General features: G+C 47.0%; 14 protein-coding genes. 12 read left to right on the forward strand and 2 right to left on the reverse strand.

Annotated elements, in window-relative coordinates:
• The first annotated feature begins 272 nt into the window (after positions 1-272).
• The 8 genes from FS818_RS29175 (at position 273) to FS818_RS02175 (ending at position 10,826) form a co-directional block, all read left to right on the forward strand.
• Positions 273-4,439: a DNA polymerase III subunit alpha gene (locus tag FS818_RS29175; protein WP_260989766.1), complete on the forward strand. Its 4,167-nt coding sequence runs from the start codon at positions 273-275 to the stop codon at positions 4,437-4,439.
• A gap of 506 nt (positions 4,440-4,945) precedes the next feature.
• A complete protein-coding gene (locus FS818_RS02145; RefSeq protein ID WP_145329171.1) occupies positions 4,946-5,437 on the forward strand; it encodes a phosphatidylglycerophosphatase A family protein in 492 nt (163 codons plus the stop codon).
• 282 nt (positions 5,438-5,719) lie between these two features.
• Entirely contained in the window at positions 5,720-5,908 is a 189-nt protein-coding gene (locus FS818_RS02150) for a glutamate decarboxylase (RefSeq protein WP_090920220.1), read from the forward strand.
• A 340-nt stretch (positions 5,909-6,248) separates the two neighbouring features.
• Positions 6,249-7,142 (forward strand): acetyl-CoA carboxylase, carboxyltransferase subunit beta, encoded by an 894-nt coding sequence (gene accD, locus FS818_RS02155; protein WP_145332717.1) that lies wholly within the window; start codon positions 6,249-6,251, stop codon positions 7,140-7,142.
• Complete coding sequence (locus tag FS818_RS02160) at positions 7,143-8,246, forward strand: acetyl-CoA carboxylase carboxyltransferase subunit alpha (protein ID WP_145329173.1); 1,104 nt, start codon at positions 7,143-7,145, stop codon at positions 8,244-8,246. It abuts the gene before it with no gap.
• 107 nt (positions 8,247-8,353) lie between these two features.
• On the forward strand, positions 8,354-9,781 hold the full coding sequence (pyk, locus tag FS818_RS02165) for a pyruvate kinase (RefSeq protein ID WP_090920229.1): 1,428 nt from the start codon (positions 8,354-8,356) through the stop codon (positions 9,779-9,781).
• Positions 9,782-9,883: 102 nt separating this feature from the next.
• Positions 9,884-10,420 (forward strand): acyl-CoA thioesterase, encoded by a 537-nt coding sequence (locus tag FS818_RS02170; RefSeq protein ID WP_145332718.1) that lies wholly within the window; start codon positions 9,884-9,886, stop codon positions 10,418-10,420.
• Position 10,421: 1 nt separating this feature from the next.
• Entirely contained in the window at positions 10,422-10,826 is a 405-nt protein-coding gene (locus tag FS818_RS02175; RefSeq protein WP_090920522.1) for an FxsA family protein, read from the forward strand.
• A 122-nt stretch (positions 10,827-10,948) separates the two neighbouring features.
• Here FS818_RS02175 and ytvI read toward each other — a convergent pair whose 3' ends face one another.
• Positions 10,949-12,067: a sporulation integral membrane protein YtvI gene (ytvI, locus tag FS818_RS02180; RefSeq protein ID WP_145329175.1), complete on the reverse strand. Its 1,119-nt coding sequence runs from the start codon at positions 12,065-12,067 to the stop codon at positions 10,949-10,951.
• Positions 12,068-12,561: 494 nt separating this feature from the next.
• Between ytvI and citZ the strand changes: the two genes are divergently transcribed.
• From citZ to FS818_RS02200, 4 genes are all read left to right on the forward strand, one after another.
• Complete coding sequence (gene citZ / locus FS818_RS02185; RefSeq protein ID WP_123064199.1) at positions 12,562-13,674, forward strand: citrate synthase; 1,113 nt, start codon at positions 12,562-12,564, stop codon at positions 13,672-13,674.
• A 147-nt stretch (positions 13,675-13,821) separates the two neighbouring features.
• Positions 13,822-15,114, forward strand: a complete 1,293-nt coding sequence (gene icd, locus FS818_RS02190) for an NADP-dependent isocitrate dehydrogenase (RefSeq protein WP_145329177.1) — start codon at positions 13,822-13,824, stop codon at positions 15,112-15,114.
• A gap of 28 nt (positions 15,115-15,142) precedes the next feature.
• A complete protein-coding gene (gene mdh, locus FS818_RS02195) occupies positions 15,143-16,084 on the forward strand; it encodes a malate dehydrogenase (protein WP_145329179.1) in 942 nt (313 codons plus the stop codon).
• Between the two features lie 135 nt (positions 16,085-16,219).
• On the forward strand, positions 16,220-16,645 hold the full coding sequence (locus FS818_RS02200; protein WP_145329181.1) for a hypothetical protein: 426 nt from the start codon (positions 16,220-16,222) through the stop codon (positions 16,643-16,645).
• A 270-nt stretch (positions 16,646-16,915) separates the two neighbouring features.
• Here FS818_RS02200 and FS818_RS02205 read toward each other — a convergent pair whose 3' ends face one another.
• On the reverse strand, positions 16,916-18,481 hold the full coding sequence (locus tag FS818_RS02205) for a histidine kinase N-terminal 7TM domain-containing diguanylate cyclase (protein ID WP_145329183.1): 1,566 nt from the start codon (positions 18,479-18,481) through the stop codon (positions 16,916-16,918).
• Positions 18,482-18,770 lie beyond the last annotated feature (289 nt).

The raw sequence follows: 18,770 nt of genomic DNA on the forward strand, positions 1-18,770 counted from the left end.
GCAGCATACCGCCTGTTTTGGATTTGTGTAACAGGGGAGCAGCTTGTACTTCTATTGTATGGGCGAGCCCCCTGACGTTATGATAAAATAGAAGAATAAACTCTTTCATTTGTTTGATTATTTAATTTTAGAGGAACTATTCATATAATCGCAGGTATATATTGATTTTTTAACAGATTCAACACTTGTGCATGGTATATAGCACACCAGGGAGAGCACAACGGAAGTAATGAGAGCTGCCACTGTAAGAAGGGGAAAGGAAGTAAAAAGACATGAGTTCTTTTGTGCATTTGCATGTTCACAGTGAATATAGTTTGCTGGACGGCGCTGCGCGTATTCCGGATCTCGTGGATAAAGCCGCAGATCTGGGGATGACGACACTTGCGCTGACCGATCATGGCGTCATGTATGGGGCTATCCCGTTTTATAAAGCCTGCGTCGAGCGGGGAATCAAACCGATTATAGGCTGCGAAGCATATATGACGGCAGGTTCTCGCAAAGAACGGGGAAGCCGGAAGGATCAACCGATATATCATTTGATTTTGCTGGCGAAAAATATGACCGGTTATCGGAACCTGATGAAGCTGTGTTCCATTGGACACCTCGAAGGTTTCCATTATAAACCGCGTATCGACATGGAGAGTTTGGCGGCACATCATGAGGGGATTATCTGTCTCAGCGCTTGTCTCGGCGGCGAAGTCCCGCAACATCTGTTACATGGGCGTGAAGAAGAGGCGCGTCGTGCTGCGCTACGTTACAAAAACATCTTCGGCTCCGACTTTTATCTGGAACTACAGGATCATGGACTGGCTGAGCAAAAAAGAGTCAATCCGCAACTGATCAAACTCGCTGCTGAATTGGAAATTGAACTTGTGGCAACGAATGATGCTCACTATCTATCCGAAGAGGATGCAGAACTGCAGGATGTCCTGATCTGTATCGGGACAGGTAAAACGGTAGAAGATGAGACCCGTTTGCGGATCGGAACGAACCAATTGTATTTGAAGAGCGGCGAGCAAATGGCTCGTCTGTTCCCTCATGTGCCGGAGGCCATCGCTAATACAGCCCGCATCGCCGATTCTTGCGAATTGGAGCTGGAATTTGGCAAATCGATTTTACCGGAATACCGTCCATTGCCTGAAGGTTCGAGTCCGTCTGCATATCTGCGTCAATTGTGTGAAGAGGGCATGATTGCCCGGTATGCAGAGTCCGATCGGTGGAACGACACGGCGCTTCGCACAGAGCTGGAGCAACGGCTGGACTATGAGTTGCGCGTGATTGACAGCATGGGCTTCTCGGATTATTTCCTGATCGTGTGGGATTTTATCGCTTATGCGCATGAGCAGGGAATTGTTACCGGACCGGGTCGGGGTTCGTCGGCAGGAAGCCTGGTGGCCTATACACTTCGCATTACGGATGTCGATCCGATGAAATATAACCTGCTCTTCGAGCGTTTTCTCAATCCTGAGCGGATATCCATGCCCGATATCGATATCGATTTCAGTGATGAACGTCGTGACGAGGTCATCGATTATGTGGCACAGAAATACGGCAAAGCCCATGTTGCCCAAATTATTACGTTTGGAACGATGGCAGCCCGGGCTGCGGTCCGTGATGTTGGGCGGGCGCTGAATGTGCCATATGGCGAAGTGGACAAGGCTGCAAAACTGATTCCTGCACAACTAGGCATTAATATTGAACGAGCCATGGAAGCTACGCCGGAGCTGAAGGCGTTATATGAGACGAAACCCAAGACACGTGAGCTGCTCGATATGGCAATGAAGGTAGAAGGCATGCCCCGTCATGCTTCCACGCATGCTGCGGGTGTCGTCATTTCACGAGATCCGCTGACGGATGCCGTTCCATTGCAGGAAGGTAGCGAAGGAACAGCTTTGACGCAGTATTCCATGGAAAATCTGGAATCGATAGGGCTGCTTAAGATGGACTTTCTCGGCCTACGAACCCTCTCCATTATAGAACGCTGTCTGCGCTGGATTGGGGAGCGTGCGGAAGTTCCTGATTTTACACGGATTTCCGATGATGATTCTCCGACTTATGAGATGTTAGGCAGAGGGGATACGATGGGTGTATTCCAGCTGGAATCCGCAGGTATGCGCCGGGTTCTGAAAGAATTAAAGCCAAGTGTATTTGAAGATATTATCTCCGTTCTGGCCTTGTATCGTCCGGGTCCGATGGAGTTCATTTCGAAATATATTCAGGGGAAGCACGGGCAGATTGAAGTGGATTATCCACATGGCGATCTGGAGCCGATTTTGAAAGATACGTACGGCATCATTGTATATCAGGAGCAGATCATGCAGATTGCATCCCGTATGGCAGGGTTTTCCTTGGGAGAAGCGGATTTGTTGCGCCGAGCTGTTTCCAAGAAAAAAAGAGAAGTGCTTGATCTGGAACGGGGGCACTTCGTTCAGGGCAGTCTGAAACAGGGATACAGCGAAGCGGAAGCGGATCTCGTGTACGATATGATTGTCAAATTTGCCAACTACGGTTTTCCACGTGCTCACGCAGCTGCATATGGTGTTCTTGCATTCCAAACGGCTTACTTGAAGGCGCACTATCCTGTGCATTTCATGGCTTCTATGTTAACCGCCGTTATGGGGAGCCATCGTAAGGTTGCAGAGTATGTAGTGGAATGCCGTCACATGCAGATTGACGTGCTCCCGCCGGACGTAAATGAAAGTGGCATTTTGTTCACACCTGTGTTTGCTTCGTCTGCTGTGAAGGAGAAGGATGAATCAAGGGTAACGGGTGAAGCTCCCGAAGCCCGTAAAGATGCTTCTTATGATAACTATGAGGAACACGGGGATTACGGAGGGGTGCCGTTACCGGATGATCCTGGGCCTATGCCGGAGGATAACGAACACTTAACGGAAATGGAGATAAGGGGATACGACGAAGGTTGGCAGTCTGTATCTGCTAAGTCAGATTCGAAAACATCCGGTCTTCAGTTAGACCCGGGTCTGGTGAAAATATCTGTATCGGACACTGTGCTTGGATCGGAACAGGTTCATGATCAGCAAAAAATGCGGGATCATGATAGGTTGCATGGGGCCGAGCATGCTCAGTCTGAGGATGAGACGCACAACCAGAATCCCGATCAGGCGTATGGACAGATTCAGGAAAAGGCAGCTGAAATAATCGATGAGGAGAGTAGCGCAGTAACGCGATGGTCTTCAGGAGCCATACGTTTTGGGCTGGCTGCAGTGAAAAATGTAGGCACGCAAGCGATGGAAAGCATTATGGCCGTCAGACAGGAAAAACCGTTCGACAGTTTACTCGATTTTTGTCGCCGTGTTGATCTGAGAGTGTGCAACAAACGTGTTATTGAATCACTGATTCAGGCTGGTGCATTTGACAGCCTGCCAGGACATCGTGCTCAATTGCTCGCAATGCTAGACGAGACTGTTGAAGCGGCTCTGAAATGGCGTAAAGAGCGAGAGGACTTGCAGATTCAGCTGTTTGACTTTGTGGAGACACCCAACTGGGAGATTGAATATCCCGAAATCCCGCCGTTCTCGGCAAGTCAGCAACTGGAACTGGAGCGTGAACTGCTGGGTCTGTATCTGTCCGGCCATCCACTGGATGACTACGAAGATGTGCTCGAATCGAGCGGGGCTGACCGGATCATGGAATTGACGGAGGCGGCTGACGATACGATGGCCGTCGCCGCAGGTATGGTAGTGTCCGTGAAGTCGATTACGACGAAACAGGGCAAGGCGATGGCGTTCATGGAGCTGGAAGACCAGGTCGAACGCTGCGAAGTGGTTCTCTTTCCCGAGGTATGGCGGCGAAGCCAGCAGCATGTCGGGAAAGGCGAACTGCTCGTCGTGCGTGCCAAGGTGCAGCAGCAGGACGAGGGCTTTAAGCTGCTGGCCGAGGAAGTGTCGCCGCTGACACCGGCGGCACTGGAACAGCAGCTGCGCAGCCGCGACCGCCGCGGCAAGCCCGGCAGCGGCAGCGCTTTGAGCCCGGCGCAGGCGGCTTCGCCGCAGCGACCCGCGGGCGCGGGAGCCGCAGCGCAGCGCAGCAGCGCAGGCGGTGACGCTTCCGCTGCGCGTGCAAGCGGAAGCCGCAGCCCTGCCTCGGCGCGCAGCGAGGCAGGCACAGGCGCCGCAGCCAGCGCACGCGCGGGCAGTGCGGCGCCTGCGGCGGCTAGCGCGGCGGAGCAGGGCCGCGCGCCGCGTGGGACCGAGCAGCGGGTGTTCGTGAAGCTCACCCCGCAGGCCGAGAAGCCCGAGCTGCTGGCGCGTCTCAAAGAGCTGCTCCAGCAACACCCTGGCCCGGTGGCGACCGTGCTCTTCTACGAGCAGCAGCAGAAGCTGCTCGCCCTGAGCGACGCCTACCGGATCAAACCTTCACCGGCACTGTTCTCCCAAATGGAGAAAATGCTTGGTGAAGGGACAGTCAAAATCAAATAAAGCTGAAGGGTTTTACCACCTTTAGCAAGAGCATGTCCACCGTTTACATGATAGAAAACGGTGGACATGCTTTTTTTTATAAAAGTTCTGCCAAACATGTGTCCCTTCGGCTGAGTACTATCGTTCACCAGAAGCCTTTGCGCGAATGCACATATTGCCAGTTGTAATAATCACGAGAATGGTTATTCCGGTGAAAAACAGCAAAATGCGCCGGGAAATTCTATTTTATGAGGAATTGTGTTCGCCCTGGTTACTAGAATCTCTCTCCTGATTTATATGCATCTCTAAATGAAACTGCAAGATGAGAAGATGACCTGTTTGAAAATTTAACCAATGGTCGTCAGCTATACTTGCACATGCTTGCCAACAGAAGATCGGTATAGCGTAACGTTCACTCGTGCGTGTACATTCGCACATTTTATGAACATTTTGGAAGTTCACTGCATACACTTGAGAACACCGAAGAACCTTGAAGTTCTCGGGGGATTGATGCGGGAGGTCGAGATATGTCATATGAGATCGCGGAAGCTATGCTGGCCCGGCGAGGTGTACACATTGATGCTATCGCAGAAATTGTATATCGTTTGCAGAAAGGGTACCACCCGGAATTGACCATGGACGACTGCGTAACCAGCGTAAAATCCGTTTTGCAAAAAAGAGAGGTACAGTACACACTGTACACGGGCATTGCACTTGACGAACTGGCTGAAAAAAAGCTTCTGCCCCAACCGCTGCAAGCGATAATGGAGGCGGATGAGTCACTCTATGGAGTGGACGAGACTCTGGCTTTAGGGATAACGCATGTCTACGGCATGATTGGTTTAACCAGTTTTGGCTATCTGGACAAGGAAAAAATAGGTGTGATTCATGATTTGAATGAACAAAAATCGGCCGTTCATGTGTTCCTGGATGATCTGGTTGCAGGTCTTGCTGCAGCTGCCTCCGCGCGGATTGCACACAAAAATATTAAAGCCAAGAAATACTCTTCCGACCTGTAAAATCCATTAATACCAACAGAATACTGTGGTTACCATCTCAATCTGTCCCATAGGATTAAGGGCGGCTAAGGCTGCCCTGTAAGGTTTTTGCCTGTTAGGAAAAGTCTGCGATTTATATCACATGACCATGACCATTTGGCTTGCCAAGCAGGGGTCAATGTCCCGAATCATCCGATTTTCTCCTGAAAGGTCTTCAACCCTTCCTTGCAGAAAAAAACGGAGGTATGGTATCATTAGTCCAATATACGGGCTCTGAACATTAGCTTAGGGGGCGGACATGGCATGTGGACGGTGATTTACATTGCGCCGACAGCAAAGGTTGCGGACAAGATCAAGACCAAGCTTTCGGAAGAAGGTTTTCTGGTACAGACCCGTCCCATCAGTTTATCCAAGCAACAATATGAGATTCGCGTCCCTTCTGGGGAATTGGAAGAGGTTCAGGAAGTGTTGAATTCCATTCTGCATTCCTGATTCTCGATATTGAAGTGCCTTGGCAGATAACAAAAAGTACCACTGGTACATAAGGGACTTACCGCGAAAGCGGAAAGAGGAATCGACTTGCATGTGTGTAATGCTACTGTCCTTCCTTCTTTTTTTGTTAATCGGTTATTGCAGGTAACATCAATTTTGCGGAGAGTAGCCGTTGATTTTTGCCTTATATCGGAGGAATTTTGTTCTGAATGCTAGTTAAGGTATAAGTCTTTGCATGAGTTATAAGCGTAAGCGGTTCACCGCAGCATGCAGATCAAGCTGATTGTTACAGCGGACTGTAGCCTGCGGCCATCAAATTATTGGCTGGAGAGGTGTAGTTGTGTTCAAAGATATATTCCAAAAGAAACGGAAGTACGCTACCATACCTTCCGAGCGTGCAAATCCAGGTGAACGGCAGGAAGCCGTCGAGCGCCCAAAACGCGAAATACCTGAAGGACTCATGAACAAGTGCAGCAAGTGCGGCACCATTCAATATAGCAAGGAACTGGAGAAAAACCTGAAAGTATGTCCTGCCTGCGGCTACCATATGCGTCTTAACGCGATGGAGCGAATTGCCATGGTGCTCGATGAAGAAGGTTTTGTTGAGCATGATGCCGATATGGTTTCGGTTGATCCACTCGGATTCCCGGGATACAGCAACAAGTTGGAGCAGCAACGTCTGAAGTCCGGTTTGAAAGAAGCTGTTATTACGGGAGAAGGCACGATTGAAGGTCTGCCAGTTGTTGTCGCCGTGATGAGCTTTGATTTCTTCACAGGCAGTATGGGATCCGTTGTCGGAGAGAAGATCACCCGTGCGGTTGAACATGCTATTGAGAAGAAGCTTCCTTTGATTATTTTCTCTACTTCAGGCGGTGCCCGGATGCAGGAGAGTATCCTGAGTCTGATGCAGATGGCGAAAACGAGTGCGGCTTTAGCGCGTTTGGACGAGCAAGGCGGGCTCTATATTTCCGTAATTACCGATCCGACGACAGGCGGGGTTTCGGCTAGTTTCGCGAGCCTTGGCGATATTATTATCGCTGAACCTGGTGCGGTATTTGGTTTTGCGGGCAGAATTGTTATTGAACAAACGATCCGTCAGAAGTTGCCGGATGATTTCCAGACCGCAGAATTCAACCTCCAGCACGGTCAGCTGGATATGGTTGTTCACCGGAAAGAACTTCGGACAACCCTTGGCAAGCTTCTCGATATGCATAGTGAAAAGGGAGGGGTCTAAATGGCGGGTGGTTTGCCATATGAAGCGCCTCTGATTGAGATGCGCAAAAAAATTGAAGAACTCGTTCAGTTTGGACAGGAGAAGGGAATTGATTTCACCGAAGAAATCGCCCGTCTGGAAGAACGTTATCATAGACTTGAAGAAGAGATTTACACCAACATAACACCGGCTCAGAAGATGCATTTGGCTCGTCACCAGCAACGGCCAACCGCGCTCGACCTGATTCAGCTTATTTTTACCGATTTTACCGAATTGCACGGTGACCGTATGTTCGGCGACGACCTTGCGGTGGTTGGTGGACTTGCCAAGCTGAATGGACAGACCGTAACGGTTCTTGGACAACAACGCGGAAAAGACACGAAAGATAATATCGCCCGCTTTTTTGGAAGTGCTCACCCGGAAGGTTTCCGTAAAGGGCTACGTCTGATGAAACAGGCTGACAAATTTGGCCGCCCGATTATTACGTTTGTTGATACTAAAGGAGCGTATCCGGGTAATACTGCAGAAGAGAGAGGTCAATCGGAAGCGATTGCCCGTAATTTGCTGGAGATGGCTAAGCTGTCCGTTCCAGTCATTGTTGTTGTTATTGGTGAAGGTGGAAGTGGCGGTGCCTTGGCTATGGCTGTAGGTAACCGTGTGCTTATGCTTGAACATGCCATCTACTCGGCAATTTCTCCGAATGGTGCTGCTTCTATTCTGTGGAAGGATGCATCGAAGGCAGATCAGGCTGCTGAGGCGATGAAAATTACAGCGAAAGACCTGCTGGAGATGGATGTTATCGAAGAGATTATCCCTGAGCCGCGCGGCGGGGCTCACCAGGATTACGATACAGCTGCAGCGGCGATCTCCGAAGCTCTTGTTCGTCATCTGGAAGAGATGAAAGGGTGGAGTGCGGAGCAATTAAAGCAGGATCGCTACGAGAAATTCCGCAAAATCGGTTCAGTAACCTTTGAAGCACCAGCCTCTGCGGTAGAACCTACTGAAGAAACTGAGTCTGCTGGTAAAGTAGAACCACAAACCGGAGCAGAATCTGTCCAAGTGGAAGCATCGGAACAGCCGCTAGAAGCAGAACCTGTGAGAAATTTGTCGGGAAATGCAGAATGATGTGACGAATTTCCTATACAAATGACTAAAAGTATAGTAAATTTAATAGTTGGAAAAAGAAAAATAGAGATATAAAGTTAGACCTTTAAAATCGGAGGAAACCCAAAATGCGCAAAACGAAAATTGTATGTACGATTGGCCCATCCAGTGAATCCCTGGAGAATACCAAGAAACTGATTATGGCTGGCATGAACGTAGCCCGTCTGAACTTCTCCCACGGTGATTTCGATGAGCACGGCGGACGGATCGTTGCGATTCGCCAAGCATGTGAAGAGCTGAACAAAACTGTAGCGATCCTGCTGGACACCAAAGGACCGGAAATTCGCACGGGTAAACTGGAAGTTGAGCCTATTGAACTGGTTCAGGACGAGTACATCACTTTGACGACAGAAGAAATTCTGGGAACCAAAGATCGTCTTTCCATTACGTATGCAGATCTTCCTAAAGATGTTGAAGCGGGATCTACAATTCTGATCGACGACGGTCTGATCGGACTGACTGTGGTAGAAGTACAAGGCACTGAGATCAAATGCCGTATCGTTAACGGCGGTACGATCAAAAGCAAAAAAGGTGTTAACGTTCCAGGCGTTGCGATTTCCCTGCCGGGCATCACTGAAAAAGATGCTAACGATATCGTGTTTGGTATCGAACAAGGTATCGATTTCATCGCAGCTTCTTTCGTTCGTAAAGCAAGCGACGTGCTTGAAATTCGTGAATTGCTTGAAAAACATAATGCAGGTCACATTCAAATTATCTCCAAAATCGAAAACCAACAAGGTGTTGACAACCTGGACGAAATCCTTGAAGTGTCTGACGGCCTGATGGTTGCTCGTGGAGACCTGGGCGTAGAAATCCCTGCGGAAGAAGTACCACTGGTACAAAAACGCATGATCGAAAAATGTAATGTTGCGGGTAAACCGGTTATTACAGCTACACAAATGCTGGATTCGATGCAACGTAACCCGCGTCCGACTCGTGCGGAAGCAAGTGACGTAGCAAACGCAATTTTTGACGGTACAGATGCAATCATGTTGTCCGGTGAGACAGCTGCCGGTAAATATCCGGTAGAGTCCGTGCTGACCATGTCCCGTATCGCAGAAAAAGCAGAATCTGCTCTGCCTTACCAAGAGCTGTATCTGAAACAACGTGTTGCACAACAAACAACGGTTACTGAAGCGATCAGTCAATCCGTTGCTCTGTCCGCTCAAGATTTGAACGCAAAAGCGATCATCACTTCGACAGAATCCGGACATACCGCACGTATGATCTCTAAATATCGTCCAGAAGCTCCAATCATCGCTGTAACGACAGAAGACAGAACTTCCCGTCGTTTGGCACTGGCATGGGGTGTAACTCCTGTTAAAGGCAGATTGGTTGATTCTACGGATGCTTTGTTCGAAAATGCAATTGAAGGTGGCGTAAAATCTGGACTGGTTAAAGAAGGAGACCTGGTTGTGATTACAGCAGGTGTACCTCTGGGCCGCTCCGGTTCTACAAACCTGATCAAAGTAAGCCAAATTCCAAACAACGCTTAATTTTAGCGTATGATTCGGTAAGTAACATGAAAGAAGCAATGGGGCTTGATGTCCCGTTGCTTTTTTTCCATCTTCATGACACGATTCTGTGATTTGAAGCGTATGAATGGTAGAGCCAAGGAGGGTGAGAACGTGCAAAAAGAAAGTAATGGTAACTGGTATACAGCCCGTCTTCGTGTACGTTATCAGGAAAGTGACCAGATGGGTGTTGTCTATCATGCGAACTACCTGAACTGGTTCGAGATCGGTCGTACCGAGATGATTCGCCAAATGGGGTATACATATCGTAAAATGGAGGAACAGGCACTGTTGCTTCCTGTAACCGGTCTGGATGTGAAGTATCATAAACCGGCGCGGTACGATGATGAGATCATCATTTTCACTCGAATTACTGCTTTTAGCGGCCTGCGCCTGAATTACGAGTACGACATCAGACGTATGCCTGAGGAACATGATGCTTCACTCGCTGTCGGCGAACGGGTGTGGGCACATGATGAATCACTCCCAGGTGAACGATTGGTGACGGGATCTACCCAGCATGTGTGGGTGAATACAGACTGGAAGCCTGTTAGACTGGATAAGGTCTTTTCAGAGCTATACAGCGCGCTTGAAAAGGTGTGGTTTTCAGGAAAGGAGTAACATATCAATGCGAAAATGGATGTGGGCTTTACTTTTATTAATTCCGGTGATTGAGCTGTTTGGTTTCATTCTGATGAGTGATTGGATCGGAGCCGGAAAAACATTGCTTCTTATGATTCTCACGTCCTTGATTGGTATAGCCATGTTGCAGTTTGAAGGGCGAAAGGTATTAATGGATGCCAAGCAGGAGATGGAGCGCGGTAAGGTGCCTGGGCGGAAAATGGTCGACGGCCTTTTTGTTTTTGTCGGCGGATTTCTGCTGTTGATCCCTGGTTTTGTGACCGATCTCATCGGTTTTACGTTAGTATTTCCATTAACACGTCCGGTATATCGGTTATTCTTCCTGGGCTGGTTGGAGAAAAAGATGAGAAACGGCAGCATTACATTTTATCGCCGTCCGAAATAAGAGAGCATCTATCTCGTTAAAAACAAAAGTCTCCGTTCTGCAGACAACTTCTGCTTGGAACGGAGACTTTTTTTGCATTAGTTTAACTGGAGCACGATGGTGGTTAAGCTCTTCAATCAGACTCATCGGACTCTGCCGTTAATAATATAGGTCCTGAGGTCACGAAGTACATTGGCACGATTAAAGGCATCGAGGATCACAAGACTGACTGGACCGATAATGAGGCCTAACACGCCAAACAGCTTTAAACCAACAAACATGCCTACTAACGTTGCAAGTGGGTCTAGACCAACACTACTGGCAAGAACTTTCGGTTCAATGATCTGCCGGGCAATAAGCAGGATAAGATAGATCACACTAATACCGATGCCAAGATAGATATCTCCATTCATGAACAAATAGGCCGCCCAAGGCACCATCACCAGACCTACACCGAGATATGGAAGAAGGTCAACCAGACCAATCAGCAGAGCGATCGTGAACGCTGACTTCACTTGAAGGATGAGCAGTCCAATCATGACGAACAGAGCGGTAATCGAGATCATGATCAGCTGTGCGCGTACATAACCAAAGAGAGCTTTTTTGAGATCATTCCAGATATCAGAGATCGGTTTGCGAACTGCGGACGGAACCCAGCCAGAGACGGTAATGCTGTGACGTGTCCAGCCTTTGCTAATGAAAAAGGTAGATAGCAGCACCACGATGAGAACTGCACCCATATTAGGTAGCGAGGTCAGCAGGTTTAGAATCAGGTTGAAAAAACCAGTAACGAGGTCACTTACTGCTGATCCGACGGTCTCTGTTGTTTTGCTTATGTTGCTGTTAATGGTTTCTTGATAATTCGGGTTTTCTTTGTAAAAATCGTTAATCTGCGCTATCAAACTCTGGATTGTATCGTTTTGTGTCCAGCGTACAAACGTTTCTTTGATTTCATCCACATGCAGGTCGAAACTGGTGGTTAGTGAAATGACTTCTTTAACCATACGAGTAACAGCCGCAGATAAAATTACAGCGATTGCTCCAAAATACAATAGGAGTGACAAGGTTACTGCTAACCAGCGCGGAAAACGAAGTCTGTTCTGGAGCAACTTTACGAGCGGATTCATGGCATAGGCGATAATCCAGGCAATAACAAAAGGATATAAAAGCGGGAACAACAGATATACGGCTACAGCGATCAGAAAGGTAGCCACAATAACCCACAGACCGCGAAGCAGACGTTTGAGAATGATTCGATCCAAGGTTCAACTCTCCTTTATTCAGTCAAGAGCTTATCTTATTAATATAGAGCAATCGTAAGCTTTTGAAACGCAATAAGAACAGTCTGCAATTATGTGCTGGAATGCTACTATGTACATCGTCTGCCTAAAGTATGCCTGAGGTTTACAAATTATAGCAATAGATTTTGTGACTATATTTTTGTTTGAATTCGCTAATGACATGAATTGTTTAATACACATTAAATGTCAACCTTGCTTGTGTAAAGGTTTTCAAAAATGCTTTATCACTCCGATAAATATGTTTGATGTGCGAATGAACTCTCATCATGTTCACATAAACGACAAAATCCAGTATGATGATATAAGTAAATACCGATTGACAGATAAGAAAACCGAATTTTGACAACTTAGGTCATTTTTAAAATGAAACGGTTTACAAAAGAGGTTAGGTGCACTTCGGCACTGATATGACTTAGAATGATTTCTGATTTCGCTTATTAAAGGAGAGATGTAATATGACAGCTACCAAAGGTCTGGAAGGCATCGTTGCAACAACCTCTTCGATCAGCTCTATTGTAGACGGTGTGCTTACATACCGTGGATACGATATCGATGATTTGGCTGAACATGCAAGTTTTGAAGAAGTTGCTTATCTGCTCTGGTTTGGCAAGTTGCCAACAGCAGATGAACTGAAGTCACTTCGTAAAAGTCTGAGCGATTATGCACCGATTCCAAGCGAATTGATCGCCCAAATCAAGTTGTATCCAAAACACATCAGCACGATGGCAGCTCTACGCTCTGCAGTCTCCGCACTTGCGCTCTATGATGAGCAAGCCGACGAGATGACAGAAGCTGCGAACGAAAACAAAGCGGTGAAGCTGCAAGCGCAATTGCCAACCATTGTAGCGGCGATCTCACGTATTCGTAAGGGGCAAGAGCCTGTGGCTCCAAAAGAAGGCGCTTCCATCGCTGAGAACTTTTTATACATGATGACAGGAGAAGAGCCGTCCGAAACCGCGGTAAAAGCACTTGATCAAGCACTTGTTCTGCATGCAGATCACGAGCTGAATGCTTCGACATTTGCTGCCCGCGTTACGGTAGCGACCCTGTCTGATATTTACTCAGGCGTAACTTCTGCGATCGGTGCACTCAAAGGGCCTCTGCATGGTGGTGCAAACGAAGCGGTTATGAAAATGCTGGACGAGATCGGTACACCGGATCGTCTGGAAGCGGCTATTCAGGAAAAACTGAATAACCGTGAGAAAATCATGGGCTTTGGACACCGTGTATACAAAAACGGCGACCCACGTGCGAAGCATTTGCAGAAGATGTCCAAAGAACTGGGTGAGATGAACAACGATACCCGTTTGTATGAGATGTCCGTGAAGATTGAAGAAATCGTGACCGGTCAAAAAGGTTTGAAGCCAAATGTCGATTTCTATTCCGCTTCCGTTTACACTCAACTGAAGATTGATCAGGAATTGTTCACACCGATCTTTGCGATCAGCCGTGTGTCCGGTTGGACAGCGCATATTCTGGAGCAACTTGCAGATAACCGCATTATCCGTCCGCGTGCCGAGTACACTGGCCCAACAGATCAGAAATATGTTTCCATCGATCTTCGCTAAACTTTAGCAAAAACAGTATAATCATATAGATGAGGTGAGGGGCTTGTGAATACGAGGCTATACTGCCGAGTGGAGACAGCCCTTCCTTCCTGCAAAAATGTGGTATGCTTCATACTGTGAAACCAAAACTTAGGAGGAATTGTAATTATGAAATTGGAAAAATTTGCACTCCCAACTGAAGGCGAAAAAATTCAAATTGACAACGGTACGCTTCAAGTACCTAATAATCCAATCATTCCATTCATCGAAGGTGACGGTACAGGCCGTGACATCTGGAAAGCTTCTGTACGCGTTCTGGATGCAGCGGTAGAAAAAGCATATAACGGTACTAAAAAAATTGCTTGGTATGAAGTGTTTGCTGGTGAGAAAGCATTCAATACATACGGAGAGTGGTTGCCGAACGATACGCTCGAAGCGATTCGTGAGTACATCGTAGCAATCAAAGGACCTCTGACTACGCCAATCGGCGGCGGTATCCGTTCCCTGAACGTGGCACTGCGTCAAGAGCTTGACCTGTACACTTGCCTGCGTCCTGTACGTTATTTCGATGGCGTACCTTCCCCGGTTAAACGTCCTGAATTGGTAGATATGGTTATTTTCCGTGAAAACACAGAGGATATCTATGCAGGTATCGAGTACGCTGAAGGTTCTGCAGAAGTGAAAAAAGTAATCCAGTTCCTGCAACAGGAAATGGGCGTTAACAAAATTCGTTTCCCTGAAACTTCCGGTATCGGAATCAAGCCGGTATCTTCCGAAGGTTCCAAACGTTTGGTTCGTGCAGCGGTTCAATACGCGATCGACCACAACCGTAAGAGTGTTACACTGGTACACAAAGGTAACATCATGAAGTTTACTGAAGGTGCCTTCAAAAACTGGGGTTATGAAGTAGCCGAAGAAGAATTCGGCGATAAAGTGTTCACTTGGGCACAATACGATGTAATCAAAGAAAAAGACGGTACAGATGCAGCCAATGCCGCTCAAAAAGCAGCTGAAGATGCTGGCAAAATCATCGTAAAAGATGCTATCGCTGATATCGCTCTGCAACAAGTATTGACTCGTCCAGCTGAATTCGATGTAATCGCTACATTGAACCTGAACGGTGACTATCTGTCCGATGCTCTTGCAGCGCAAGTTGGCGGAATTGGTATCGCACCTGGTGCGAACATCAACTACGTAACTGGACATGCTATCTTCGAAGCAACACACGGTACTGCACCTAAATACGCGGATAAAGATGTCGTGAACCCTGGTTCCGTAATCCTCTCCGGCGTAATGTTGCTTGAGCACCTGGGCTGGCAAGAAGCGGCTAACCTGATCTACAAAGGCATGGAAACATCCATTAACAATAAAACGGTAACCTATGACTTTGCACGTCTGATGGACGGCGCAACAGAAGTGAAATGTTCCGAATTCGCTGATCAAATCATTAGCAACCTGTAACAAAAACCTGTAAGGGGAGATGTGAATCGTGACTATTCAGCGCAAAAAAATCACAGTCGTTGGCGCCGGTTTTACCGGTGCTACAACTGCACTGATGCTTGCCCAGAAGGAACTCGGGGATGTTGTTCTGGTTGATATTCCTCAACTGGAGAATCCGACCAAGGGTAAAGCACTCGATCTGCTGGAGGCTAGCCCTGTGCAAGGGTTCGACAGTCATATCGTGGGAACTTCCAACTACGAGGATACAGCTGGTTCGGACATTGTGATCATTACAGCCGGAATTGCCCGCAAACCGGGCATGAGCCGTGACGATCTGGTGAATACGAATGCAGGTATCGTGAAGTCCGTGTGTGAAAATGTGAAAACATATTGCCCTGAGTCCATTGTCATTATTCTGAGCAACCCGGTAGATGCAATGACATATGTAGCGTATCAGACACTCGGTTTTCCCAAAAATCGTGTGATCGGACAGTCGGGTGTTCTCGATACCGCCCGATACTGTACGTTCATTGCGCAGGAGTTGAACGTATCCGTAGAGGATGTACGTGGTTTTGTGCTTGGCGGTCACGGTGACGATATGGTACCGCTTGTTCGTTATTCGAGTGTAGGCGGCATTCCCATCGATACCCTGATTCCGGCGGATCGCATTGATGCGATTGTGCAACGTACCCGTGTAGGCGGCGGTGAGATCGTTAACCTGCTGGGTAATGGCAGTGCATACTATGCTCCGGCAGCTTCACTGGTTCAGATGACGGAGGCCATTTTGAAGGACAAAAAACGCATTATTCCAGTTATCGCTTATCTTGAAGGTGAGTACGGATATCAAGATCTGTTCCTCGGTGTGCCAACCATTCTGGGAGGCAACGGAATTGAGAAGATTTTCGAACTGGAGTTGACGGCGGAAGAAAAAGCAGCACTTGATACGTCTGCAGATTCGGTGCGTAACGTCATTTCAATCGTTAATATTTAAGTTTTGAAGACTTTTTGAACATGAAAAGTGAGAAAACCTCCGTAAATACGGAGGTTTTCTTTTCTTTGGATAAGTTCCCCAGTATAATAAAATGTGATATACAGCACAGCGAATATGTTGAGGAGGATGAAAATTTTGACAATGATTATGTATTTGCTCCATATCGTCGGAGCACTGGCCATGGGATTTTATCTGATTTTGCCATTCGTGGTCGGTAAAATTCGCACATTGAGCTTGCCAGCACAGGAGGGAGCATTCGCGTCACTTCGTTCCTTAAACAAAGTTGCACAGTATGCACTTGTTATTCAGCTCCTTACAGGTGGTTATCTGATGACAAAGGGGAATTACTCCCACATCTGGATGGCTGTTGTCGTTGTACTTCTTCTCGCAATTGCAGCCATTGGCGGAATTATGGGTAAACCGTTACGTCTTGCCGCAGAAGGTGTAAAAAATAATAAGGATGTAACACCATACCAAAGCAAGATTCGTACGTTCAGTACGTTGCTTGCCGTGTTCTTGCTCATCATGGTGTACCTCATGGTGGACAGATCGATTTTTTAACAGGAGAAATAAACGGCTTCATGCTCTAATGCTGATGCTAAGACTATAACTACGAGTATAAGGTGAAGCGTTTGCACATGCCCAAGACGAGTGATAGTGCTGAAGCTATGACTAAGGAAACATGTACGTTTACAGTCATGTGGGGTAAGTCACGACCGTTTCTCTTGAATCAAACCGTATAGACAGACATACAAACAGACAGCCTGCATAGGCTGTCTGTTTGTTTTGTGATCTTTTATGAAATGACTGCCAAGAATTTAACCCCGCTACTCATAATGAACGAACACTTGCAGCATGAACTCGTACAGCATTTCGGCCATTCCGTTTGGACTCATATAACGCATGATCAGCGTCACGTAGCAAGGATTCAAGGGTGTCCGTCTCACTGCTGATTTGAGATACGCCAAAGCTGGAAGTGATCGGAATGGACTTGTCCTCTAGGTCGAGCGGTTGATTTAACAATGCGATTCGCAACTGTTCTGCAAGAGCATAGGCTTCCTGAAGTGGCGTGTTCGGCAGAGCGATAACAAATTCTTCTCCTCCGTACCGGGCGAATAACATCTCCGTATCTAAATAACGATTGCACACAGATACTACATGAATGATGGCCTGATCTCCCACATCGTGTCCATAGGTATCGTTGATCTGCTTAAAGTGATCGATGTCAAACAAGATGAAGGAGACGGGTTGAAGATTAAGCCGGGCTTCTTGAAGCAATTCCTTTCCTTTGTTCAAAAATTGAGTCCGATTATATATCTTGGTTAAACCATCGAAATAAGCCAGTTGCTTCAACTGCTCTTGTAGAAAGCGTTGTTCGGTAATATCGATTAGCATGATGAGAATACCGACAACTTGAGGATTTTTGTTGAATACATAAGACGTCCTGACCTGGTAACAGACGGTTTCTCCGTTTAATTGCCAGTACAGGTCCGTTTGTAAACCTTCTCTTCCATATTCAACGGGAAATGTCTCTCCTGCGAGATCAAGCCATATGTCATTCAAGGGTTGTCCAACCATCGTTGTTTCAATCTCAGGTAACATCAGTCTCAGCGATCTGTTGAAATCGACAAGACGATAGGAACTGTCCAGGACAAGAACCCCTTCACGCATGCTCTCAAAAATGCTTTCTTTGGCAATGGGCACAATCGTCAGCAGTCTGGAGGACAGAATCGCCCAGATGTACATCGCGGAAGTGACACACATCAGGATCGGAACCGGGTCTAAACCAAACGGTGTCAAGCCAAGCAAGTACACGAAAGCAGCAACCATCGGTATAATTTGCGAAACAATTAACGTAAGCAGTTGACGACGATACATCTTTTTGGTGTGACGCCATTGCCCAATCAAGATAAGGCCAGCACATAAAAGGCAGGAGAACGTAAAGGCACCATGGACAACATACCATTGACCGATATCCATCGCCATGACAGGAACGGTGCTATCCTCACGTAACCACACTCTTTTGTAATAGAGATGATGCCAATCATTCGTAGCAACCAGAAAAACCGTAATGGAAGGAATGATGAACAGGGCTGATGTCAGCCATGTAGACAGCTTTTTTCCAGTGTAATGAATCATGAGAAGCAGACCAAGCGGTGCAGAGACTGGCATACCAATATACTGAATGATATTCCAGAACTTCATCTGTTCCAATGTATTACTGGCGAGACCAATGGCATATCCGAAGGTATATACGGACAGTGAAGCAGTGTACAGTATAAAGATGTTGGCATTTGGAAAATGGGCTCTTCTGAAGTACGTATACATACACAGAAACAAATTCAGCACGGCTGACGTGGTCACCAGTGTAATGTATGTAGTAATATGCGATTCCATGTTCAGATCTCCATGTCAAATTAGATTGTTGTAGTGCTTGAACAAATATTGTGATGCTCTTAATCGCACTAGATGACTGAGAAAAAAGAGGCATAAAGCTCTCTACATTGTACATTGTACATCAGCCCTATCGGCTTAGGAACACTATTTAGATCATGAAACAGGTTAATTTCGAAAAAATTTCGAATATTTGAGAAAAGCAGATTGTCACGAAATGCAAGTTTGGATTTCCATATATGTGGTAAATAAGGAATAACAGTAATATAAGTGGGTTCGCATTGCTGTCCAG

The sequence above is a fragment of the Paenibacillus xylanexedens genome, from assembly GCF_007680605.1.
Lineage (GTDB): Bacteria > Bacillota > Bacilli > Paenibacillales > Paenibacillaceae > Paenibacillus > Paenibacillus xylanexedens_B.

Bases quoted from the DNA above. Each gene is read 5' to 3' on its own strand.
- FS818_RS29175 (WP_260989766.1), top strand. From the start codon at position 273: ATGAGTTCTTTTGTGCATTTGCATGTTCACAGTGAATATAGTTTGCTG.
- FS818_RS02145 (WP_145329171.1), top strand. From the start codon at position 4,946: ATGTCATATGAGATCGCGGAAGCTATGCTGGCCCGGCGAGGTGTACAC.
- FS818_RS02150 (WP_090920220.1), top strand. From the start codon at position 5,720: ATGTGGACGGTGATTTACATTGCGCCGACAGCAAAGGTTGCGGACAAG.
- FS818_RS02160 (WP_145329173.1), top strand. From the start codon at position 7,143: ATGGCGGGTGGTTTGCCATATGAAGCGCCTCTGATTGAGATGCGCAAA.
- pyk (WP_090920229.1), top strand. From the start codon at position 8,354: ATGCGCAAAACGAAAATTGTATGTACGATTGGCCCATCCAGTGAATCC.
- FS818_RS02170 (WP_145332718.1), top strand. From the start codon at position 9,884: ATGAATGGTAGAGCCAAGGAGGGTGAGAACGTGCAAAAAGAAAGTAAT.
- citZ (WP_123064199.1), top strand. From the start codon at position 12,562: ATGACAGCTACCAAAGGTCTGGAAGGCATCGTTGCAACAACCTCTTCG.
- icd (WP_145329177.1), top strand. From the start codon at position 13,822: ATGAAATTGGAAAAATTTGCACTCCCAACTGAAGGCGAAAAAATTCAA.
- FS818_RS02205 (WP_145329183.1), bottom strand. From the start codon at position 18,481: ATGGAATCGCATATTACTACATACATTACACTGGTGACCACGTCAGCC.